General features: G+C 73.3%; 16 protein-coding genes. 4 read left to right on the top strand and 12 right to left on the bottom strand.

Features of this window, described 5'->3' with window-relative positions:
- Window positions 1-28: 28 nt before the first annotated feature.
- From OG534_RS16020 to OG534_RS16010, 3 genes are read right to left on the bottom strand one after another with little or no spacing between them, the layout of a single operon-like run.
- The gene (locus tag OG534_RS16020; RefSeq protein WP_326588737.1) at window positions 29-244 is read right to left on the bottom strand and encodes a hypothetical protein; all 216 of its coding nucleotides are present in this window, start codon (window positions 242-244) and stop codon (window positions 29-31) included.
- A gap of 29 nt (window positions 245-273) precedes the next feature.
- A complete protein-coding gene (locus tag OG534_RS16015) occupies window positions 274-1,122 on the bottom strand; it encodes an arylamine N-acetyltransferase family protein (protein ID WP_326588736.1) in 849 nt (282 codons plus the stop codon).
- Between the two features lie 39 nt (window positions 1,123-1,161).
- Window positions 1,162-2,304, bottom strand: a complete 1,143-nt coding sequence (locus OG534_RS16010) for an NADH-quinone oxidoreductase subunit D (protein ID WP_326588735.1) — start codon at window positions 2,302-2,304, stop codon at window positions 1,162-1,164.
- Window positions 2,305-2,335: 31 nt separating this feature from the next.
- Between OG534_RS16010 and OG534_RS16005 the strand changes: the two genes are divergently transcribed.
- Window positions 2,336-2,827, top strand: coding sequence for a PH domain-containing protein (locus OG534_RS16005; protein WP_326588734.1), 492 nt, complete (start codon window positions 2,336-2,338; stop codon window positions 2,825-2,827).
- Window positions 2,824-4,260: a PH domain-containing protein gene (locus tag OG534_RS16000; protein WP_442807091.1), complete on the top strand. Its 1,437-nt coding sequence runs from the start codon at window positions 2,824-2,826 to the stop codon at window positions 4,258-4,260. The genes OG534_RS16005 and OG534_RS16000 overlap by 4 nt, the downstream gene beginning before the upstream one ends.
- A gap of 325 nt (window positions 4,261-4,585) precedes the next feature.
- Here the strand turns inward: OG534_RS16000 and OG534_RS15995 are convergent, their stop codons facing one another.
- Complete coding sequence (locus tag OG534_RS15995) at window positions 4,586-5,263, bottom strand: response regulator transcription factor (protein WP_326588733.1); 678 nt, start codon at window positions 5,261-5,263, stop codon at window positions 4,586-4,588.
- 17 nt (window positions 5,264-5,280) lie between these two features.
- Window positions 5,281-6,483, bottom strand: coding sequence for a sensor histidine kinase (locus OG534_RS15990; protein ID WP_326588732.1), 1,203 nt, complete (start codon window positions 6,481-6,483; stop codon window positions 5,281-5,283).
- Window positions 6,484-6,638: 155 nt separating this feature from the next.
- Between OG534_RS15990 and OG534_RS15985 the strand changes: the two genes are divergently transcribed.
- Window positions 6,639-7,574, top strand: coding sequence for an SAM-dependent methyltransferase (locus OG534_RS15985; RefSeq protein WP_326593652.1), 936 nt, complete (start codon window positions 6,639-6,641; stop codon window positions 7,572-7,574).
- Window positions 7,575-7,795: 221 nt separating this feature from the next.
- Here the strand turns inward: OG534_RS15985 and OG534_RS15980 are convergent, their stop codons facing one another.
- On the bottom strand, window positions 7,796-9,349 hold the full coding sequence (locus tag OG534_RS15980; RefSeq protein ID WP_326588731.1) for a M28 family metallopeptidase: 1,554 nt from the start codon (window positions 9,347-9,349) through the stop codon (window positions 7,796-7,798).
- A 252-nt stretch (window positions 9,350-9,601) separates the two neighbouring features.
- A complete protein-coding gene (locus tag OG534_RS15975) occupies window positions 9,602-10,726 on the bottom strand; it encodes a DUF5937 family protein (RefSeq protein WP_326588730.1) in 1,125 nt (374 codons plus the stop codon).
- A 198-nt stretch (window positions 10,727-10,924) separates the two neighbouring features.
- On the opposite strand from OG534_RS15975, the gene OG534_RS15970 reads away from it, so the two are divergent.
- A complete protein-coding gene (locus tag OG534_RS15970; protein WP_326588729.1) occupies window positions 10,925-11,134 on the top strand; it encodes a hypothetical protein in 210 nt (69 codons plus the stop codon).
- A gap of 114 nt (window positions 11,135-11,248) precedes the next feature.
- Here OG534_RS15970 and OG534_RS15965 read toward each other — a convergent pair whose 3' ends face one another.
- The 5 genes from OG534_RS15965 to OG534_RS15945 are packed head-to-tail and all read right to left on the bottom strand — an operon-like array spanning window position 11,249 to window position 16,687.
- The gene (locus OG534_RS15965; RefSeq protein ID WP_326588728.1) at window positions 11,249-12,058 is read right to left on the bottom strand and encodes a type III pantothenate kinase; all 810 of its coding nucleotides are present in this window, start codon (window positions 12,056-12,058) and stop codon (window positions 11,249-11,251) included.
- 3 nt (window positions 12,059-12,061) lie between these two features.
- Window positions 12,062-13,030, bottom strand: coding sequence for a carboxylating nicotinate-nucleotide diphosphorylase (gene nadC / locus OG534_RS15960; protein WP_326588727.1), 969 nt, complete (start codon window positions 13,028-13,030; stop codon window positions 12,062-12,064).
- A 2-nt stretch (window positions 13,031-13,032) separates the two neighbouring features.
- Complete coding sequence (locus OG534_RS15955) at window positions 13,033-14,793, bottom strand: L-aspartate oxidase (protein ID WP_326588726.1); 1,761 nt, start codon at window positions 14,791-14,793, stop codon at window positions 13,033-13,035.
- A complete protein-coding gene (panC, locus tag OG534_RS15950; protein ID WP_326588725.1) occupies window positions 14,790-15,779 on the bottom strand; it encodes a pantoate--beta-alanine ligase in 990 nt (329 codons plus the stop codon). Before panC ends, OG534_RS15955 begins: the two co-directional genes overlap by 4 nt.
- Window positions 15,776-16,687, bottom strand: a complete 912-nt coding sequence (locus tag OG534_RS15945) for a Rossmann-like and DUF2520 domain-containing protein (protein ID WP_326588724.1) — start codon at window positions 16,685-16,687, stop codon at window positions 15,776-15,778. The genes panC and OG534_RS15945 overlap by 4 nt, the downstream gene beginning before the upstream one ends.
- Window positions 16,688-16,781 lie beyond the last annotated feature (94 nt).

The following is a 16,781-nucleotide window of genomic DNA, read 5'->3' as shown; positions in this document are numbered from 1 at the left end:
GGCCACGGCACTAGGGCGAGGCGTGCGGTCAGAACAGCGGGAGCTGCCCGGGGAGTTCGGGCAGCACGAAGCCGTCCAGGGTGGGCGCGGAGGCGCCGAGGACCACCCGGGCCCGGGATCCCGGGCAGGAGACCAGGTCGCCGCGGTCCCGCCCGGCGGGAGGATCGTGGCGGGCGACCCGGCCGGCGGTGACGGCGCAGTCGCGGCCGCAGGCGGGGCAGGCCCGGCGGGGGGAGTGGGACATGCCGCCCAGTCTGCCCTGCCGCACCGACATCAGGCCGGCCGGGAGGCCAGCCACGCCTCGTGCGCCTTCTCCACCCGGGTCCACAGCGCCGCGCGGTCGGCCGGCGTCAGGTCGTCGAGCTCCCGCCCGAAGACCGTGGCCATGGTCGCGAAGAACTCCTCCGCCGACGCCAGTACGCGCTTGTCGCGGCCGCCGTCCGGGGCGGTGTGGACCAGCACCCTGCCGTGCAGCCGGTGGATGCCCCCGGTGTCGCGCCGCAGCATCACGAACGACTGCTGGAAGGGGGAGTCCGGGGCGGTCGACAGCCGCGCGTGCTCGTCCGCGAAGTCGGCCATGGCCGCGGGGGCCGAGCGGAAGTTCATCACCGGGAAGGGGGCGCCCTCGTGGTGGAAGGTCCAGCCCGCGTCGGGCCCGTCCGTGCTCCCCAGCGGCTTGAGGCTGTACCGGAAGCCCTGTTCGTACCCGCCCTCCAGCAGGGGCAGCGGCTCGTGCGGGCCGTCGCCCAGGCCGACGTCGACGAAGTAGGCCCGCCCGTCGACCCGTACGGTCAGGGTGAGGTGGTCGCCGCTCACGTCCCGCGCGTCCCGGTCCTCGCACACGCCCCCGACGTGGCGCGTCACGTCGTACCCGAGGTGCTCCAGCAGCGCCGCGAAGGCGCCGTTGAGGTGGAAGCAGTAGCCACCGCGCCCGGCGGCGAGGCGGCGCACGGACAGCTCGGGGTCGATGCCCGGCGGCCGGCCCAGCTGGATGTCGGTGTTCTCGAACGGGACCCGCTCCACATGGGCGCGATGGAGCGCGAACAGCCCTTCGGCCGAGGGGGATCCGGGGTCGGTGATACCGATGCGGCGCAGATAGTCGGTGTATATCCCAGAGATCATGCCGACACCCTAGATCCGCACCCGCCCGCCCGGCCCGGATTACTTGTCGATGTCGCCGACGACGAAGAACAGCGAGCCCAGGATCGCCACCATGTCCGCGACCAGCTGCCCCGGCAGCAGCACGGCCAGCGCCTGGATGTTGTTGTACGAGGCGCTGCGCAGCTTCAGCCGGTACGGGGTCTTCTCGCCCTTCGAGATGAGGTAGTAGCCGTTGATGCCGAGCGGGTTCTCGGTCCAGGCGTACGTGTGCCCCTCGGGCGCCTTGAGGACCTTGGGCAGCCGCTGGTTGACCGGGCCCGGCGGGAGGACGTCCATCCGGTCCAGGCAGGCCACGGCGAGGTCGAGCGCGTTGTGGGTCTGGTCCAGCAGGCACTCGAAGCGGGCCAGGCAGTCGCCCTCGGTGCGGGTGACCACCTTCAGGACGTCCTGGAGCTCGCCGTAGGCCAGGTACGGCTCGTCGCGGCGCAGGTCGAAGTCGACGCCGGAGGCGCGGGCGATCGGGCCGGAGACCCCGTACGCGTGCACGGCCTCGGCGGACAGCACCCCGACGCCGCGCGTGCGGCCGCGGAAGATCTCGTTCCCGTGGACCAGCTTGTCGTAGACGTCCATCCGGGTGCGGACGTCGGCGATCGCGGCGCGGGCCCGGCCGAGCCAGCCGGCCGGGAGGTCCTCCTTGAGGCCGCCGACGCGGTTGAACATGTAGTGCATGCGGCCGCCGGAGATCTCCTCCATGACGGCCTGGAGCTCCTCGCGTTCGCGGAACGCGTGGAAGATCGGGGTGATCCCGCCCAGTTCGAGCGGGTAGGAGCCGAGGAACATCAGGTGGTTCAGCACCCGGTTCAGCTCGGCCAGCAGCGTCCGCATCCACACGGCCCGCTCGGGGACCTCCATGCCGAGCATCCGCTCGACCGCCATGACCACGCCGAGCTCGTTGGAGAACGCGGACAGCCAGTCGTGGCGGTTCGCGAGCATCACGATCTGCCGGTAGTCGCGGGCCTCGAAGAGTTTCTCGGCACCGCGGTGCATGTAGCCGACCACCGGTTCGGCGCTGACGATCCGCTCGCCGTCCAGGACGAGGCGCAGGCGCAGCACGCCGTGCGTGGAAGGGTGCTGGGGGCCGATGTTGAGCACCATGTCGGTGCTCTCCGCCGCTCCGCCGATGCCGACCGTGGTCTCCGTCATGCGGGCATTGTCTCAGCCCTACGCTGAGGGCATGGATACGGGGACAACGGGTGAGACGGGCGGTCCCGCATGGGTGGGGCTGCCGGGCGGGCTGCTCGCTCTGCGGCGGCTGCTGCTGGTGATCTGGACGACGCTGTTCGGCGTGGTGACCGCCCTCGTGCTGGGGCTGACGGCCGGCCCGGCGTGGGCCGCCCTCGGGGCGCTCTGGTGGCTGGTCCTGGCCTGGGGCTGGGTGCTCCTCGGCCGGAACTGGCGGTCCTGGCGGTACGCCGAACGCGTCGACGACCTGCTGATCAGCCGGGGCGTGCTGTGGCGGGAGGAGACCGTGGTCCCGTACGGGCGGATGCAGCTGGTGGAGGTGGCCTCGGGCCCGCTGGAGCGGCGCTTCGGGCTGGCCTCCCTCCAGCTGCACACGGCGGCGGCCGCCACCGACGCCAAGATCCCCGGGCTGGTGCCGGCCGAGGCGGAGCGGCTGCGCGACCGCCTCACCGCGCTCGGCGAGGCAAGGTCGGCGGGCCTGTGAGCCCCGTCCCGGCGGCCGAAGACCCGCTGCCCCCCGCGCCCGCCGGCCCCGCCGATGCCCCGCCCGGAGGCTCGGCCGTGCCGGGCGGCGGAGGCGCGGGCAGGGCCGTCCTCATCGCCGGGCCCGACGCAGCCGAAGGGCGGCGCCTGCACCCCTTCACCCCGCTGCGCCGCGCCTGGGTGCCGATCGCCGCGACCGCCGGCGTGGTCGCCCAGCAGGGCGGCCGGGCCGGGGAATGGGTGGCGGACCTGTCCACCCTCCTGCGGGTGCTGGCACTGGCGGCCCTGATCCTCGTCTTCGGCCTGTACGGCTTCCTCAGCTGGTGGTTCACCCGCTACACCGTCACCGACACCGAACTGCGCATCCGCACCGGACTCCTCTTCCGCCGCACCGCGCACATCCGGCTCGAACGGCTCCAGGCCGTGGACGTCACCCGGCCGCTGCTGGCCCGGTTGACCGGCGTCGCCAGCCTGCGGCTGGACGTCATCGGCACCGAGGACAAGGACCAGCTGTCCTTCCTCGGCGAGAAGGAGGCCGTCGCCCTGCGCGCCGAGCTCCTCGCCCGGGCGGCGGGCTTCGCCCCCGAGGAGGCGGTGCGCCTCGGCGAAGCCCCCGAACGCGAGCTGCTGCGCGTGGGCCCCCGCGAGCTCGCCGTGTCGCTGCTGCTCAGCCTCGGCGTCTGGGCGGCGCTGGCCGGCGGGCTGATCGCGCCGGTGGTCGTGTGGTGGGTCAGCTCCAGCCCGTGGGCGGCCGTCGTCACCCTGCTCCCGATACTCGGCGCCGTCTGGGCGGGCAGCGTGGGCCGCTTCCTCACGGAGTACGACTGGCGGGTCGCCGAGTCCCCGGACGGGCTGCGTCTGGACCACGGCATGCTGGACCGGGCCCACGAGACCGTGCCGCCGGGGCGCGTGCAGACCGTACGGATCGTGGAGCCGCTGCTGTGGCGGCGGCGCGACCTGGTCCGCGTGGAGCTGGCCGTGGCCGGCTCGAAGAACGAGGTCCTGGTCCCGGTGGCCTCGCGGGCCGCCGCGTACGCCGTGATCGCCCGGGTGCTGCCCGGGGTGGACCTGGCGGCCCTGTCCTTCTCCGGCTCCCCGGACCGGGGGTCGCGCTGGGTGGTCCCGGTGTGGTGGAGGGGCTACGCGCTGGCCGTCTCCCCGGAGGTGTTCGCCGCCCGGCACGGCCGCCTGTGCCGCCGTACGGAGATCGTCCCGCACGCCAAGGTGCAGAGCGTCCGGCTCGCCCAGGGGCCGTGGGCCCGCGCCCGCGGCGTGGCCGACGTCCATGTGGACACCGGCGCGAACGGCACGGTCACGGCCCGCCTCCGGGCGGCCTCCGAGGCCGCGGACCTGCTGTGCGCCCAGGCGGCCCGCTCCCACACCTCCCGCGCGACGGCCCGCCCGGACCGCTGGATGACGCAGGACGGTGCCTAAGGGCCGGGGCCGTACGGGGGGCGAGGTACGGCACAAGAGGTAACTGCGTGATCACCATACGAGAACACAGGTCACTCCGGGCAGCGAAGGGGGCGACGGATCCTCGACCCCATCCGCACGCGCAACCCCAGGGAACAGCACCGCGGCCGCAGACCCCTGGTCAAGAACGGCGGCTTCGACCTCCTCGTGGCCGACTCGGCGGCCCTCGACGCGCTCGTGCCCACGCCGGGCCACGGCTGCGAGTTCGTCATCCGCTGACCCCGCCCGCGCGCGGCCGGCGTTCCCCTCGGGTCCGGGCAGCCCGGGGAACGCCGCCGTGCGGGGACTACGCGGCTCCGCCGCCGCCCGCGCGGACCAGGCCCGTCTCGTACGCCAGGACCACCACCTGGACCCGGTCGCGCAGCCCCAGCTTCGTCAGGATGCGGCCCACGTGGGTCTTCACCGTCGCCTCCGACAGGACCAGCCGGGCCGCGATCTCGCCGTTCGACAGACCCTGCGCCACCAGCAGCATGACCTCGCGCTCGCGCTCCGTCAGCCGCTCGATCTCCTTGTTCCGCGGCTCCTGCGTGGTCGTCGGCAGCATCGGCGCGAACCGGTCCAGCAGCCGCCGCGTCGTGGACGGGGCGACCACCGCGTCGCCGCTGTGCACGGAGCGGATCGCCCCGAGCAGTTCGGCCGGCGGGACGTCCTTCAGCATGAAGCCGCTCGCGCCCGCCTTCAGGCCCGAGAAGGCGTACTCGTCCAGGTCGAAGGTGGTCAGGATGATCACCTTCGGGTGCTCCGGGGGCTCGCAGATCCGCCGCGTCGCCTCGACCCCGTCGAGCCTCGGCATGCGGACGTCCATCAGCACCACGTCCACCTTCGTGGCCCGCAGCACCTCCAGCGCCTCCAGGCCGTCGCCCGCCTCGGCGACGACCTCCATGTCCGGCTGGGCGGCGAGCACCATCCGGAAGCCGGTGCGCAGCAGCACCTGGTCGTCGACCAGCATCACTCGGATGGACATCAGTTACCTCGTCCTCGTCATTTCTTCTTCAGGGGAAGCAGTGCGCTGATCCGGAAGCCGCCACCGGGCCGCGGTCCGGCGTCCAGGGTTCCGCCGACCATACCGATCCGCTCGCGCATGCCGATCAGCCCGTGCCCGGCGCCGTCCGCGCCGCCGTCCTCGTACAGCTCGTGGGCCGCGCCCCGGCCGTCGTCCTCGACCAGCAGGCCGAGCCCGTCGTCGAAGTAGACCAGCCGGACGCTGGCCGTCGCCTCCGGGCCGCCGTGCTTGCGGGTGTTGGTCAGCGCCTCCTGCACGATCCGGTACGCCGTCAGCTCGACGCCGCTGGGCAGCCGCCGCGGGGCGCCCTCGACCTCGAAGTCCACCGTGAGCCCCGCCGCCCGTACCTGTTCGACCAGGACCTCGATCTGCTCGACGTCGGGCTGCGGCACGTAGTCCTCGGACTCCTGCGGCTCGCCGGTGCGCAGGACGCCCAGCAGCCGGCGCATCTCGGCGAGGGCCTGGCGGCCGGTGCCGGAGATGGTCTGGAGGGCCTCCTTGGCCTGCTCGGGGGCCACGTCCATGACGTACGCGGCCCCGTCTGCCTGGACCACCATCACCGAGACGTTGTGCGCGACGACGTCGTGCAGCTCGCGGGCGATCCGGGCGCGCTCGGCGGCCACGGCCACCTTGGCCTGGGCCTCGCGCTGGTTCTCCAGCCGCTGGTTGCGCTCGACGAGCTGGGCGTAATAGGCCCGCCGGGTGCGCAGGGAGTCGCCCAGCACCCAGGCGAGGACGAAGGGGACGATCATGAAGACGGCGAAGAGGATGCTGTCGACGGCGTTGCTGCCCTTGTCCACGCCGAAGCGCAGGAAGTAGAGCGGCGCGGCGGCCAGCCCCCAGCCCAGCGCGGTGCGGGAGACCCAGCGCGGGACGTCGCTCGCGGCGACGGTGAAGAGGATCACGAACATGGCGAGGTCGTAGACCCCGGCGATGATCCCCACGCCCAGCTGGAAGACGCCCGCCCCGAGGGTCAGCCAGAACGTCCCCTGCGTCCACTTGCGGCGCAGGGCCACGGCCGCGCTCAGCGCGAGCACCACGGGGACGGCGGCGAGCTTGAGCGGCTTGCCGATGTCGGGCTCGCCCACGACGTTCAGCATCGACACCCCGAAGAAGAGGACAGCCCAGAAGCTGTCGACGCCCGTCGGGTGTCTGCGGAGGAAGTCGTAGAGGCGCTGCACGTAACCCAGAGTAGGGAACGGTGATAGGTGCTGGAGTCAACCACAGGTTCGAACCTGACACCGGGGGCGTACTCCCGAAGGTGGACGCTGAGCTTAGCCTTTGTGCGGTGAGCTCTCAGGGTGAAGGCGTGGATCCGGTGCGGTGGCGTGTGGCGATGGAGGCCGCGCTGTACGGGCCCGGCGGCTTCTACGTGCGTCCCGGCGGGCCGGGGCCCGCCGGGCACTTCCGCACCTCCGTGCACGCCTCTGCGCTGTACGCGGGGGCCGTGGCCCGGCTGCTGCGGTGGGTGGACGCGGAGCTGGGGCACCCCGAGGGGCTGGACCTGGTCGACGTGGGGGCCGGGCGGGGGGAGCTGCTGGCCGGGGTGCTCGCCGCGCTGGAGCCGGAGACGGCCGCGCGGGTGCGTCCGTACGCCGTGGAGCGGGCGGAGCGGCCCGCGGGCCTCGATCCGCGGATCCGCTGGGTCGCGGCGCCACCCGAACGGACCACGGGGCTGCTGTTCGCCAACGAGTGGCTGGACAACGTGCCGCTGGAGGTCGCCGAGGACGGGCGCTACGTCCTGGTCGCGCCGGACGGTACGGAGAGCCCGGGCGGGCCGCTGGAGGGAGCGGACCGGGCCTGGCTGGAGCGGTGGTGGCCCGGCGGCGGCCGGGCGGAGATCGGCCGGGAGCGCGACGAGGCCTGGACGGCGGCCGTACGGACCCTGGAGCGGGGGCTGGCGGTGGCGGTGGACTACGGCCACACCCGTGACACGAGGCCGCCGTACGGCACGCTGACGGGCTTTCGCGGGGGCCGGGAGGTTGCGCCGGTGCCCGACGGCAGCTGCGACGTCACCGCCCACGTGGCGCTGGACTCCTGCGCGGGGCCGGGGGCGGCGCTGCTGACCCAGCGCGAGGCGCTGAGCGCGCTCGGGGTCTCGGGCGGGCGGCCGCCGCTGGCCCTGGCGTCGGCCGATCCGGCGGCGTACGTGCGGGGGCTGGCCGTGGCGGGGGAGGCCGCCGAGCTGACCGCTCGCGGCGGGCTGGGGGACTTCCTGTGGCTCTGCCAGCCGGTGGGGATGCGGGTGGCGTGGCCGGGGGCGGCTGGCTGACGCGGGCCCCGGTGTGCGGAGCCCGGTGTGCGGAGCCCGGCTGCGCCGGGACCCGGGGCTCCGCCCCGGACCCCGCGCCTCAAACGCCGGCGGGGCTGAAAGAGCGCCTCGAACGCCGGCGGGGCTGGGAGAGCGCCTCGAACGTCGGCGGGGCTGGGAGAGCGACTGAAACGCCGAAGGGCGAGGCCGGGGTGCGGCCTCGCCCTTCGGGTCGGGGTTCGTTACTGGGTGACCTCGTGGCCGTGGCCCTCGTGCAGGCCGCCGCCGCTGCCCGTGCCCGGGTTGGCCGGCTTCGGGGTGACCGGCTGCGTCAGCGGGGCCAGGTCGAAGGCGTAGTGGCCGACCGCGTTCGCGATGACGTCGACGTTGATGTCGAGCGCCTTGTGGTCGATGTTGGTGATGTCGTCACCCTTGCCGTGGTAGTTCACGTCGTAGGCGACACCCGCCTGGCCACCGAACTTCGCGGCCTGCTCCGGCGTCTTGATGCCCTCGGCGCCCGTGAAGGTACCGCCGGACGGGATGCCCACCGCGATGAACGGGCCGTAGTCCGAGCGGCCGGAGAAGTCCGTGCCCTCGTGCGGGATCTTCTTCGAGTCGAGGAAGTCGGTGATCCCCCGCTCCAGCTGGGCGGAGCCCTCCGGGCCGGGGCCCGCGCCGGTCGCGTCCGAGTCGTCGCCGTCGTAGACGAAGTACGCGGCGTTCGGCGAGCCGATCATGTCGAAGTTCAGGTAGAGCTTGATCTGCTTCTTCTGCGCGTCCGTCAGACCGGCGACGTACGCCTCGGAGCCGAGCAGGCCGAACTCCTCCGCCGACCACCAGGCGAACTTGACCTTGTTCTTGATCTTCGACTGGTTGCTCGCGAGGCGCTGCGCGACCTGGAGGATGCCGGCCGAACCGGAGCCGTTGTCGTTGATGCCCGGGCCCGCCGCGACCGAGTCGAGGTGGGCGCCGAGGAACACGGTGTTGTTCTCGTCGCCGCCGCGGGTCTCCGCGATGACGTTGTACGTCTTGCGGTTCTCGCGCAGCTCGCGGATGTCGAGGGTGAGCTCGACCGGGCCGGCCGCGGCCTCGGCGGCGAGCTTCTCGCCCTCTTCCTGGGTGATGCCGCCGGTGGGGACCTTGCCCACGGTCGGGTCGCCCAGGGTGCCGTTCAGGGCGCCCGCGGTGTTGTTGTAGACGACCGCGCCGACCGCGCCGGCCGCGGCCGCGTTGGCCTGCTTGACCGCGAAGGCGCAGCCGCCGCGCTTGACCAGGGCGATCTTGCCGGTGAAGGTGCCCGAGGCGAAGTCGCCGGGCTCGCAGCCGTTGGTGCCGTCCGCGTCGACCGGGGCGACGGCGATCGGGGCCGTCACGCCGCCCTCGGGGGTGCTCGTCGTGTACGTCATCAGGTGGATCGGGACGTCGCGTCCGTTCGCGCCGTTCACCGTGAGCTTCTCGGCGATGGTCTCGACGTACACGAAGTCGAACTCGTTCTTCGTGACCTTGTAGCCGGCCGCCTTCATGACGGCTTCGATGTACTTGGCCGACTGCACGTGGCCCTTGGAACCGGCAGCGCGGTTGCCGTTGTTGTAATCGGCGATCGACTGCAGGACCTTGAGGTGGGTGAAGGCGCCCTTGCCGGTCGCGTCCTTGACCAGTTTCCTGGCCAGTGCGTCGCCGCGGGCGGCGTCGCTCTGAGGGCTGGTGGCGCCGGCCGGTCCGGCGAGCAGCAGCGGTGAGACGAGGGCCGCGGCTGCCAGGGCGGCGGTTGCTGCGGCTATACGACGTGAGGGCATGAAAATCCTTCCACGACAAAGGCGAGCAGGGTGGGGCGGAACAGGGCACAGCGAGGCACAGCAAGGCGCATCAGGGTGGAGCGGGGTGGAGCGGGCAAGCAGAAGGGGTGCGCGTCACGTGGGGAAACGGTGGACGCACGTTAGACAGCAAGTGGCCACGATGGCCAGAGTTTTCGCTGATTCCGGTTTATGAATTCCGCATATCGGTGAATCTGCACCGGTTGAAACCGGCCATCCGCCCGCCCGTTGGTCCTACCGGAGGATGCCCTCGATGAAGTCCGACCCGATGCGGGCGACTGCGGTCAGGTCCAACTGATGCTGGGCATAACGGCCTTGCCTTCGCGTATGCATCAGACCGGCCTTTTTCAGGACGGCCAGATGCCGTGACACCTCCGGCGCGCTGATCCCGTACGCGGTCGCCAGTTCGCTCGTCGTGTACGGGGCCCGGGCCAGACTCCGGCACAGCCTCATCCGCATCGGGTGCGCCAGTGCCTCCATCCGCAGCTGGAGCAGCTCCACCGAGCCCGGCGCGGAGGCCGGTTCGGGGGTGCCGAGCGGATAGTGGACCACCGGCCGCCAGCCCGGGGCGTGCAGCACGAGCAGGTGCGGCCAGCCGAAGTTGGTCGGCACGAAGACCAGACCGGTGCCTATTCGGTGGTCGGTCGCGCGCGTCGACCCCTGGGTCATCTTGTCGGCGGTGATGGTGGTGCGGCCCTCGTCGACGCTGAGCGCCGCCGAGACCTCCTTCAGCGCCGCCGGCAGCCCCTTGCGGCGCAGCACCTCGGTCTTGTGCCGGGCGTCGGCGCTCTGCCCGGCCCCGACGCGCCGCCACGTCTCGGCGAAGAAGGCCTCGTCGCAGTCCTCCAGGAGCCGGCGCATCCACACCCGTACGCCGGCGGTGTCGTCCAGCAGCCGTACGGAGAACTCCAGCTGGCGGGGGCCGCGGGCGGCGGCCGCCTCCAGCGCCTTGGCCCGGGCCGCCGGGTCGTGCAGCGGCGAGGGGTGGCCGCCCTCGTCGTAGAGCGCCGGCCAGCAGTGCTCCAGGGCGGCCGTCACGAACCGCTCGTCGTCCAGGCGGTCGAGGACGTCGAGCTCCTCGGCGAGCGTCGCGGCGGGCAGCCCGGTTCCGCCGGGGATCCCGGCGAAGGCCATGAAGATGTCGGAGAAGGAGCTCCGCCACATGAATTCGGCCTCCAGCAGGCGGTCCGCGAGACACGGATCGAGCGAGGCGGCGGTGGCGGTGGTCCAGGAGGTGAGCCGGGGGTGATGGGCGGGCTGGGAGAGCGCGTGCAGGGCCATGCAGAGCTCGGCGAGCGGGGACGGTGCGAAGGTGATCCGCTCGGTGGGCAGTCCGGCGATGTCGATGGTGACGCTCATCAGCCCATTCTGTCCGTGCGCGCAGGGCGGGGACGTCGGGGCCGGTCGTGCGGCGCCGCCGTACGAGTGGCCGCTGGCGGTCCGGCGCGGCCGCCGGACGAGTGATCACGGGCGGCGCGAAGGCGCTGGTGGAGCGGTCGATTGACGGGGAACGTCAACCGTCGTGCGCGGCGGGGCCGACGGGGTGAGGCTGGAGGCATGACCGCGATAGAGCAGTACCTCATCGACACCTGGCGGGCGTCCCAGCAGGGTGCCCCGATGCCTCCGCCGCCCGGGCGGGACGACCTCGCCGTGCTGCGCGAGGTCCGCTCGTACGAGCAGGCCCGGGCCGTCCTGGAGGGCCGCCCGGCCCGTCACCCCTGGCGCGCCGCCCTGCTCAGGATCCTGACCCGCCCCCGGGCGTGCTGACGGCGCGGGTCCGGGTCCGCCGCCCGGAGGGGGGACCCGGACACCTTCCGGCAGGAGAGCTGGTCGCACCGGTCACACCGGTCACACCGATGCGACCTGTACGACCGGTACGACCTAGGCGAAATTGGGCGCGTTGCGCTCGTACACCAGTCGCAGACCGATCAGGGTCAGCCACGGCTCGTGGTCGTCGATCACCGAGGACTCGCCCAGCACCATCGGGGCCAGCCCGCCGGTGGCGATGACCCGGATGTCGTCCGGGTCGCCGTTCGGCCCGGCCAGCTCCTTCGCCATACGGGCCACGACCCCGTCGACCTGCCCCGTGAAGCCGTAGACCACACCCGACTGCATCGCCTCGACCGTGGACTTCCCGATCACGTTCCGCGGCCGCGCCAGCTCGATCTTCCGCAGCTGCGCACCCCGTACGCCGAGTGCGTCCATCGAGATCTCGATGCCCGGGGAGATCACCCCGCCCACGTACTCGCCCTTCGCGGACACCGCGTCGAAGGTGGTCGCCGTACCGAGGTCGACCACGATCGCCGGGCCCCCGTAGAGCTCGACCACCGCGACCGCGTTCACGATGCGGTCCGCGCCGACCTCCTTCGGGTTGTCCATGAGGATCGGCACGCCCGTCTTGGTGCCCGGTTCCACGATCACCGCGGGCACGTCGCCGTAGTAGCGGCGGGTCACCTCGCGCAGCTCGTGGAGGACCGACGGCACCGCCGAGCAGATCGCGATGCCGTGGATCCCGTCGCCCAGCTCGCTGCCGAGCATCGGGTGCATGCCCATCAGCCCCTGCATCAGCACGGCCATCTCGTCGGCCGTGCGCTGCGGGTCGGTCGAGATGCGCCAGTGCTCGACGATCTCGTCACCGTCGAACAGGCCCAGGACCGTGTGGGTGTTGCCTACGTCGATGGTGAGGAGCACGCGTTACACCGCCTCGCGCAGATCGAGCCCGATGTCCAGGATCGGCGAGGAGTGGGTCAGCGCGCCGACCGCCAGGTAGTCCACGCCGGTCTCCGCGTACGCGCGCGCCGTGTCCAGGGTGAGGCGGCCGGAGGACTCCAGCACCGCGCGGCCGGCCACCAGGGCCACGGCCTGCGCGGTCTGCTCGACCGTGAAGTTGTCCAGCAGGATCAGGTCGGCGCCCGCCTCCAGGACCTCGCCGACCTGCTCCAGGGTGTCGACCTCGACCTCGATCGGGACCTCCGGGAAGGCCTCGCGCACGGCCTTGAAGGCCTGCGCGACACCGCCCGCCGCCACCACGTGGTTGTCCTTGACCAGCGCGGCGTCCGAGAGCGACATCCGGTGGTTGACGCCGCCGCCGCAGCGCACCGCGTACTTCTCCAGCGCGCGCAGGCCCGGCGTGGTCTTGCGGGTGTCGCGGACCTTGGCCTTCGTGCCGTCCAGCACGTCCGCCCAGCGGCGGGTGGCGGTCGCGATGCCGGACAGCCGGCACATGATGTTCAGCGCGCTGCGCTCCGCCGTGAGCAGGTCGCGGGTGCGCGAGCGCACCGACAGCAGCAGCTGCCCGGCCTCGACGGTGTCGCCGTCCTCCGCGTGCCGCTCCACCTCGAAGGCCTCCGTGCAGACCACGGAGAACACGGCCTCGGCGATGCGCAGACCGGCCACGACGCCGTCCTCGCGGGCGACGAAGTCGGCGATCGCCTCGGCCTCCTCGGGCACGGTGGCGACGGTGGTGACGTCCACGCCGCCGTCCAGGTCCTCGGAGAGCGCCATGTGGGCGATGTCCTCGACCTCGATGGGGTCCAGACCCGCGTCCGCGAGCAGCTGGGCGAGCGCCGGGTCGAGGCCGCTCTCCTCGCCGTCGCCGCAGGCGCAGTCGTCGCCGCAGCCGCCGTCGTTCTGGTCGATCAGGGGAAGTTCGGGGGTGCTCACGGTCACTGCTCCAGGCTCGGGGTGCTCAGGGGGTGCACGGACGGGAAGTCCGCGGAGTCGGTGGGGATGACGACCAGGGCCCGCTTCTCGGTCGCCGAGAGCCGCACGACGAGATGGCGGCGCCAGTCGGCATCGTCCCGGTCCGGGTGGTCCTCGCGCCAGTGGCAGCCGCGGGTCTCCTCGCGCCGCTGCGCGGCGGCGACCAGGACCCGTGCCACGCACAGCAGGTTCGTGGCCTCCCAGGTGTCCACGCCCGGCTCGGCGGTCTTGCCGTGCGCGTCCAGCTCGTTCAGGGCGGTGGCGTACAGCGCTTCGAGGGCCTCGGCCGCGGTGGCCAGCGATGCGGCGGAGCGCAGGACGCCCGCGCCGTCCGTCATGATCCGCTGGATCTCGTGCCGGGCCTCGGCGGGCTGCAGCGGGCCGGTCGCGGGGACCGGGACGACCGGGCCGTTGCCGCCGTAGCGCTGCGTGGCGATGTCGTCGGCGATCCGCTCGGCGAAGACCAGGCCCTCCAGCAGCGAGTTGGAGGCGAGCCGGTTCGCGCCGTGCACACCGGTGCAGGCGACCTCGCCGCAGGCGTACAGGCCGCGGACGGTGGTCCGCCCGTGCAGGTCGGTCCGTACGCCGCCGGACGCGTAGTGCGCGGCGGGCGCCACCGGGATGGGCTCGGTCACCGGGTCGATGCCGTGGGCCCGGCAGGCGGCGAGGATGGTCGGGAACCGCTGCTCCCACATCTGCGCGCCGAAGTGCCGGGCGTCCAGGTACATGTGCTGCGCGCCCTGCTCCTGCATGCGGCGCATGATGCCCTTGGCGACGATGTCGCGCGGGGCCAGCTCGGCGAGCTCGTGCTGGCCGACCATGAAGCGGACGCCGTCCCCGTCGACGAGGTACGCGCCCTCGCCCCGGACCGCCTCCGACACCAGCGGCTGCTGCCCCTCGGCCTCCGGGCCGAGGAAGAGCACCGTCGGGTGGAACTGCACGAATTCGAGGTCGGAGACCTCCGCGCCGGCGCGCAGCGCGAGCGCCACGCCGTCGCCGGTGGACACCGACGGGTTGGTGGTGGCGGAGAAGACCTGGCCCATGCCGCCGGTCGCGAGGATCACGGCGGGCGCGTGGACGGCGCCGACGCCGTCGTGCTGGCCCTCGCCCATGACGTGCAGCGTGACACCGGCCGTACGGCCCTGCGCGTCCTGGAGCAGGTCCAGTACGAGCGCGTTCTCGACGGTCTCGATGCCCGCGGCCTGGACGGCCTCGACGAGCGCCCGCGAGATCTCGGCACCGGTGGCGTCGCCGCCCGCGTGCGCGATCCGGCGGCGGTGGTGGCCGCCCTCGCGGGTCAGTTCTATCTCGCCGGTCTCGGCGGAGGTGTCGAAGACCGCGCCGGCGGCCATCAACCGCCGTACCGCGTCCGGGCCTTCGGTGACGAGCAGCCGTACGGCCTCCTCGTCGCACAGGCCCGCGCCCGCGACCAGCGTGTCGTCGAGGTGCTGCTCCGGGGTGTCGCCGTCGCCGAGGGCCGCGGCGATGCCGCCCTGGGCCCAGCGGGTGGAGCCGTCGTCGAGCCGGGCCTTGGTGACCACGACGGTACGGCGGCCCGCGGCGGCGCAGCGCAGCGCGGTGGTCAGGCCCGCCACGCCGGAACCGACGACCACGACGTCGGCGTCGAGGGACCAGCCGGGGGCCGGAGCGTGCAGCCGTATGCCGGTGCCCGCGGCCGTGTCTCCGCCGTCGCTTCCTGCGGGGCCTCTGCCTGGGGTGCTCACGAGTGTGCTCCGAATTCCAATGGGATGTTGTCGATCAGGCGGGTCGCTCCGACCTTCGCGGCGACGGCCAGCACGGCCTGCCCGCTGAAGCCGGGACCGGCCTCGGTGAAGTCCTGCGGGTCCACGAGCGCCAGGTAGTCCAGCACGAGCGGCGGCTCGTGGCGGCCCGCCTCCTCCAGGACGTGCAGCGCGGCGGCCCGTACGGCGTCCGGCAGCTCGGCCCGCGCCGCCGAGACGGCGTGCGCGTCGGCGGAGGCGCGGATCTCGCCCAGCCGGGCCAGGGCGGTGGCCCGCTCGTCGCTGGCCGGGGCGGCCTCGGCGCGGGCGCGCAGCGCCGCCTGCGCGGCGAGCCGGTCCTGCCCGGCGAACAGGGCGCGGGACAGGGCGAGCGCGGTGTGCCGCTCGGTGGGGGAGAGGTAGCGGTTGCGGGACGACAGGGCGAGCCCGTCCTCCTCGCGGACGGTCGGGACGCCGACCACCTCCACGGGGAAGTTCAGGTCGGTCACCATCCGCCGGATCAGGGCGAGTTGCTGCGCGTCCTTCTGGCCGAAGAGGGCCAGGTCGGGACGGGTCAGGTGGAGCAGCTTGGCGACGACGGTCAGCATCCCGTCGAAGTGGCCGGGGCGGGTGGCCCCTTCGAGGCGCTCGCCCATCGGGCCGGCGCTGATCCGCACCTGCGGGTCGCCGCCCGGGTAGACCTCGTCGACGGCGGGGGCGAACACCGCGTCGGCGCCCGCCTCTTCGGCGATTGCGAGGTCGGCGTCGAGGGTTCGGGGGTAGCGGTCGAGGTCCTCGTTCGCCCCGAACTGAAGGGGGTTGACGAAGACGGTGACGACGACCTGTCCCCCGGGTCCGGCCTGCTCGCGGGCGGTGCGGACCAGGGTGGCGTGGCCGTCGTGGAGGGCGCCCATGGTCATCACCACGGCCCGCCGGCCGGTCCGCGGCAGCCGGTGCAGCTCGTCGGCGGTGTGCAGCAGCTCGGTCACTGGGTGCCCCCGTCGGCGTCCGTGTCGGCGAGCACGCCGAGCAGGTCCTCGGCGAGTTCGGGCTTGAGCAGGCCGTGCGCGAGGGCCCGGTCGGCGGTGGTGCGGGCCATCGCCAGGTATCCGGCGACGGTGCCGGGCGCGTGCTTGCGCAGTTCCGAGACGTGCGCGGCGACCGTGCCGGCGTCGCCGCGGGCCACCGGCCCGGTCAGGGCGGCGTCCCCGGAGCGCAGGGCGTTGTCGAGGGCCGCGCCGAGCAGCGGGCCGAGCATCCGGTCGGGGTGTTCGACGCCTGCCTTGGCCAGCAGCTCCATCGACTGGGCGACCAGCGTGACCAGGTGGTTCGCACCGAGCGCGAGGGCCGCGTGGTAGAGCGGACGGTTCTCCTCCGCGATCCACTCGGGCTCCCCGCCCATCTCGATGACCAGGGCCTCGGCGGCGAGGCGCAGCTCCTGGGGGGCGGTGACGCCGAAGGAGCAGCCGGCCAGCCGCTGCACGTCGACCTCGGTACCGGTGAAGGTCATCGCCGGGTGCAGGGCCAGCGGCAGCGCGCCCGCGCGGCGCGCCGGGTCGAGCACGGCGGTCCCGTACCGGCCGGAGGTGTGCACGAGGAGCTGGCCGGGCCGGATCGCGCCGGTCTCGGCGAGGCCCTCCACGAGGGACGGCAGCGCGTCGTCGGGGACGGTGAGCAGGACCAGGTCGGCCCGTTCCAGCACCTGCGCGGGCGGTACGAGCGGCACGTCGGGCAGCATCCGCGCGGCGCGGCGCACGGATGCGTCCGAGACGCCGGAGACGGCGACGGGCCGGTGCCCGGCCTGCTGGAGCGCGCGGGCCAGCGCGGGGCCGACGCGCCCGGCTCCGACGACGCCGACGGCGAGGCGGGCAGGGCGTGGCTGCTGTGATGGATTCACGCGGGGAGGGCCTTCCGTTCCAGTCCGCGGGGGGTACCGGACGATACGCCGCCATGCTAGCTCCTGGGGCCATTGGCCGAACGGCGACGACGGG

The sequence above is a fragment of the Streptomyces sp. NBC_01294 genome (assembly GCF_035917235.1).
GTDB lineage: Bacteria > Actinomycetota > Actinomycetes > Streptomycetales > Streptomycetaceae > Streptomyces > Streptomyces caledonius.
The sequence above is the reverse complement of the archived record's forward strand: the minus strand, read 5'-3'. Positions and strand labels throughout refer to the sequence as shown.

Bases quoted from the DNA above. Each gene is read 5' to 3' on its own strand.
- OG534_RS16020 (WP_326588737.1), bottom strand. From the start codon at position 244: ATGTCCCACTCCCCCCGCCGGGCCTGCCCCGCCTGCGGCCGCGACTGC.
- OG534_RS16015 (WP_326588736.1), bottom strand. From the start codon at position 1,122: ATGATCTCTGGGATATACACCGACTATCTGCGCCGCATCGGTATCACC.
- OG534_RS16010 (WP_326588735.1), bottom strand. From the start codon at position 2,304: ATGACGGAGACCACGGTCGGCATCGGCGGAGCGGCGGAGAGCACCGAC.
- OG534_RS16005 (WP_326588734.1), top strand. From the start codon at position 2,336: ATGGATACGGGGACAACGGGTGAGACGGGCGGTCCCGCATGGGTGGGG.
- OG534_RS15995 (WP_326588733.1), bottom strand. From the start codon at position 5,263: ATGTCCATCCGAGTGATGCTGGTCGACGACCAGGTGCTGCTGCGCACC.
- OG534_RS15985 (WP_326593652.1), top strand. From the start codon at position 6,639: ATGGAGGCCGCGCTGTACGGGCCCGGCGGCTTCTACGTGCGTCCCGGC.
- OG534_RS15980 (WP_326588731.1), bottom strand. From the start codon at position 9,349: ATGCCCTCACGTCGTATAGCCGCAGCAACCGCCGCCCTGGCAGCCGCG.
- OG534_RS15975 (WP_326588730.1), bottom strand. From the start codon at position 10,726: ATGAGCGTCACCATCGACATCGCCGGACTGCCCACCGAGCGGATCACC.
- OG534_RS15970 (WP_326588729.1), top strand. From the start codon at position 10,925: ATGACCGCGATAGAGCAGTACCTCATCGACACCTGGCGGGCGTCCCAG.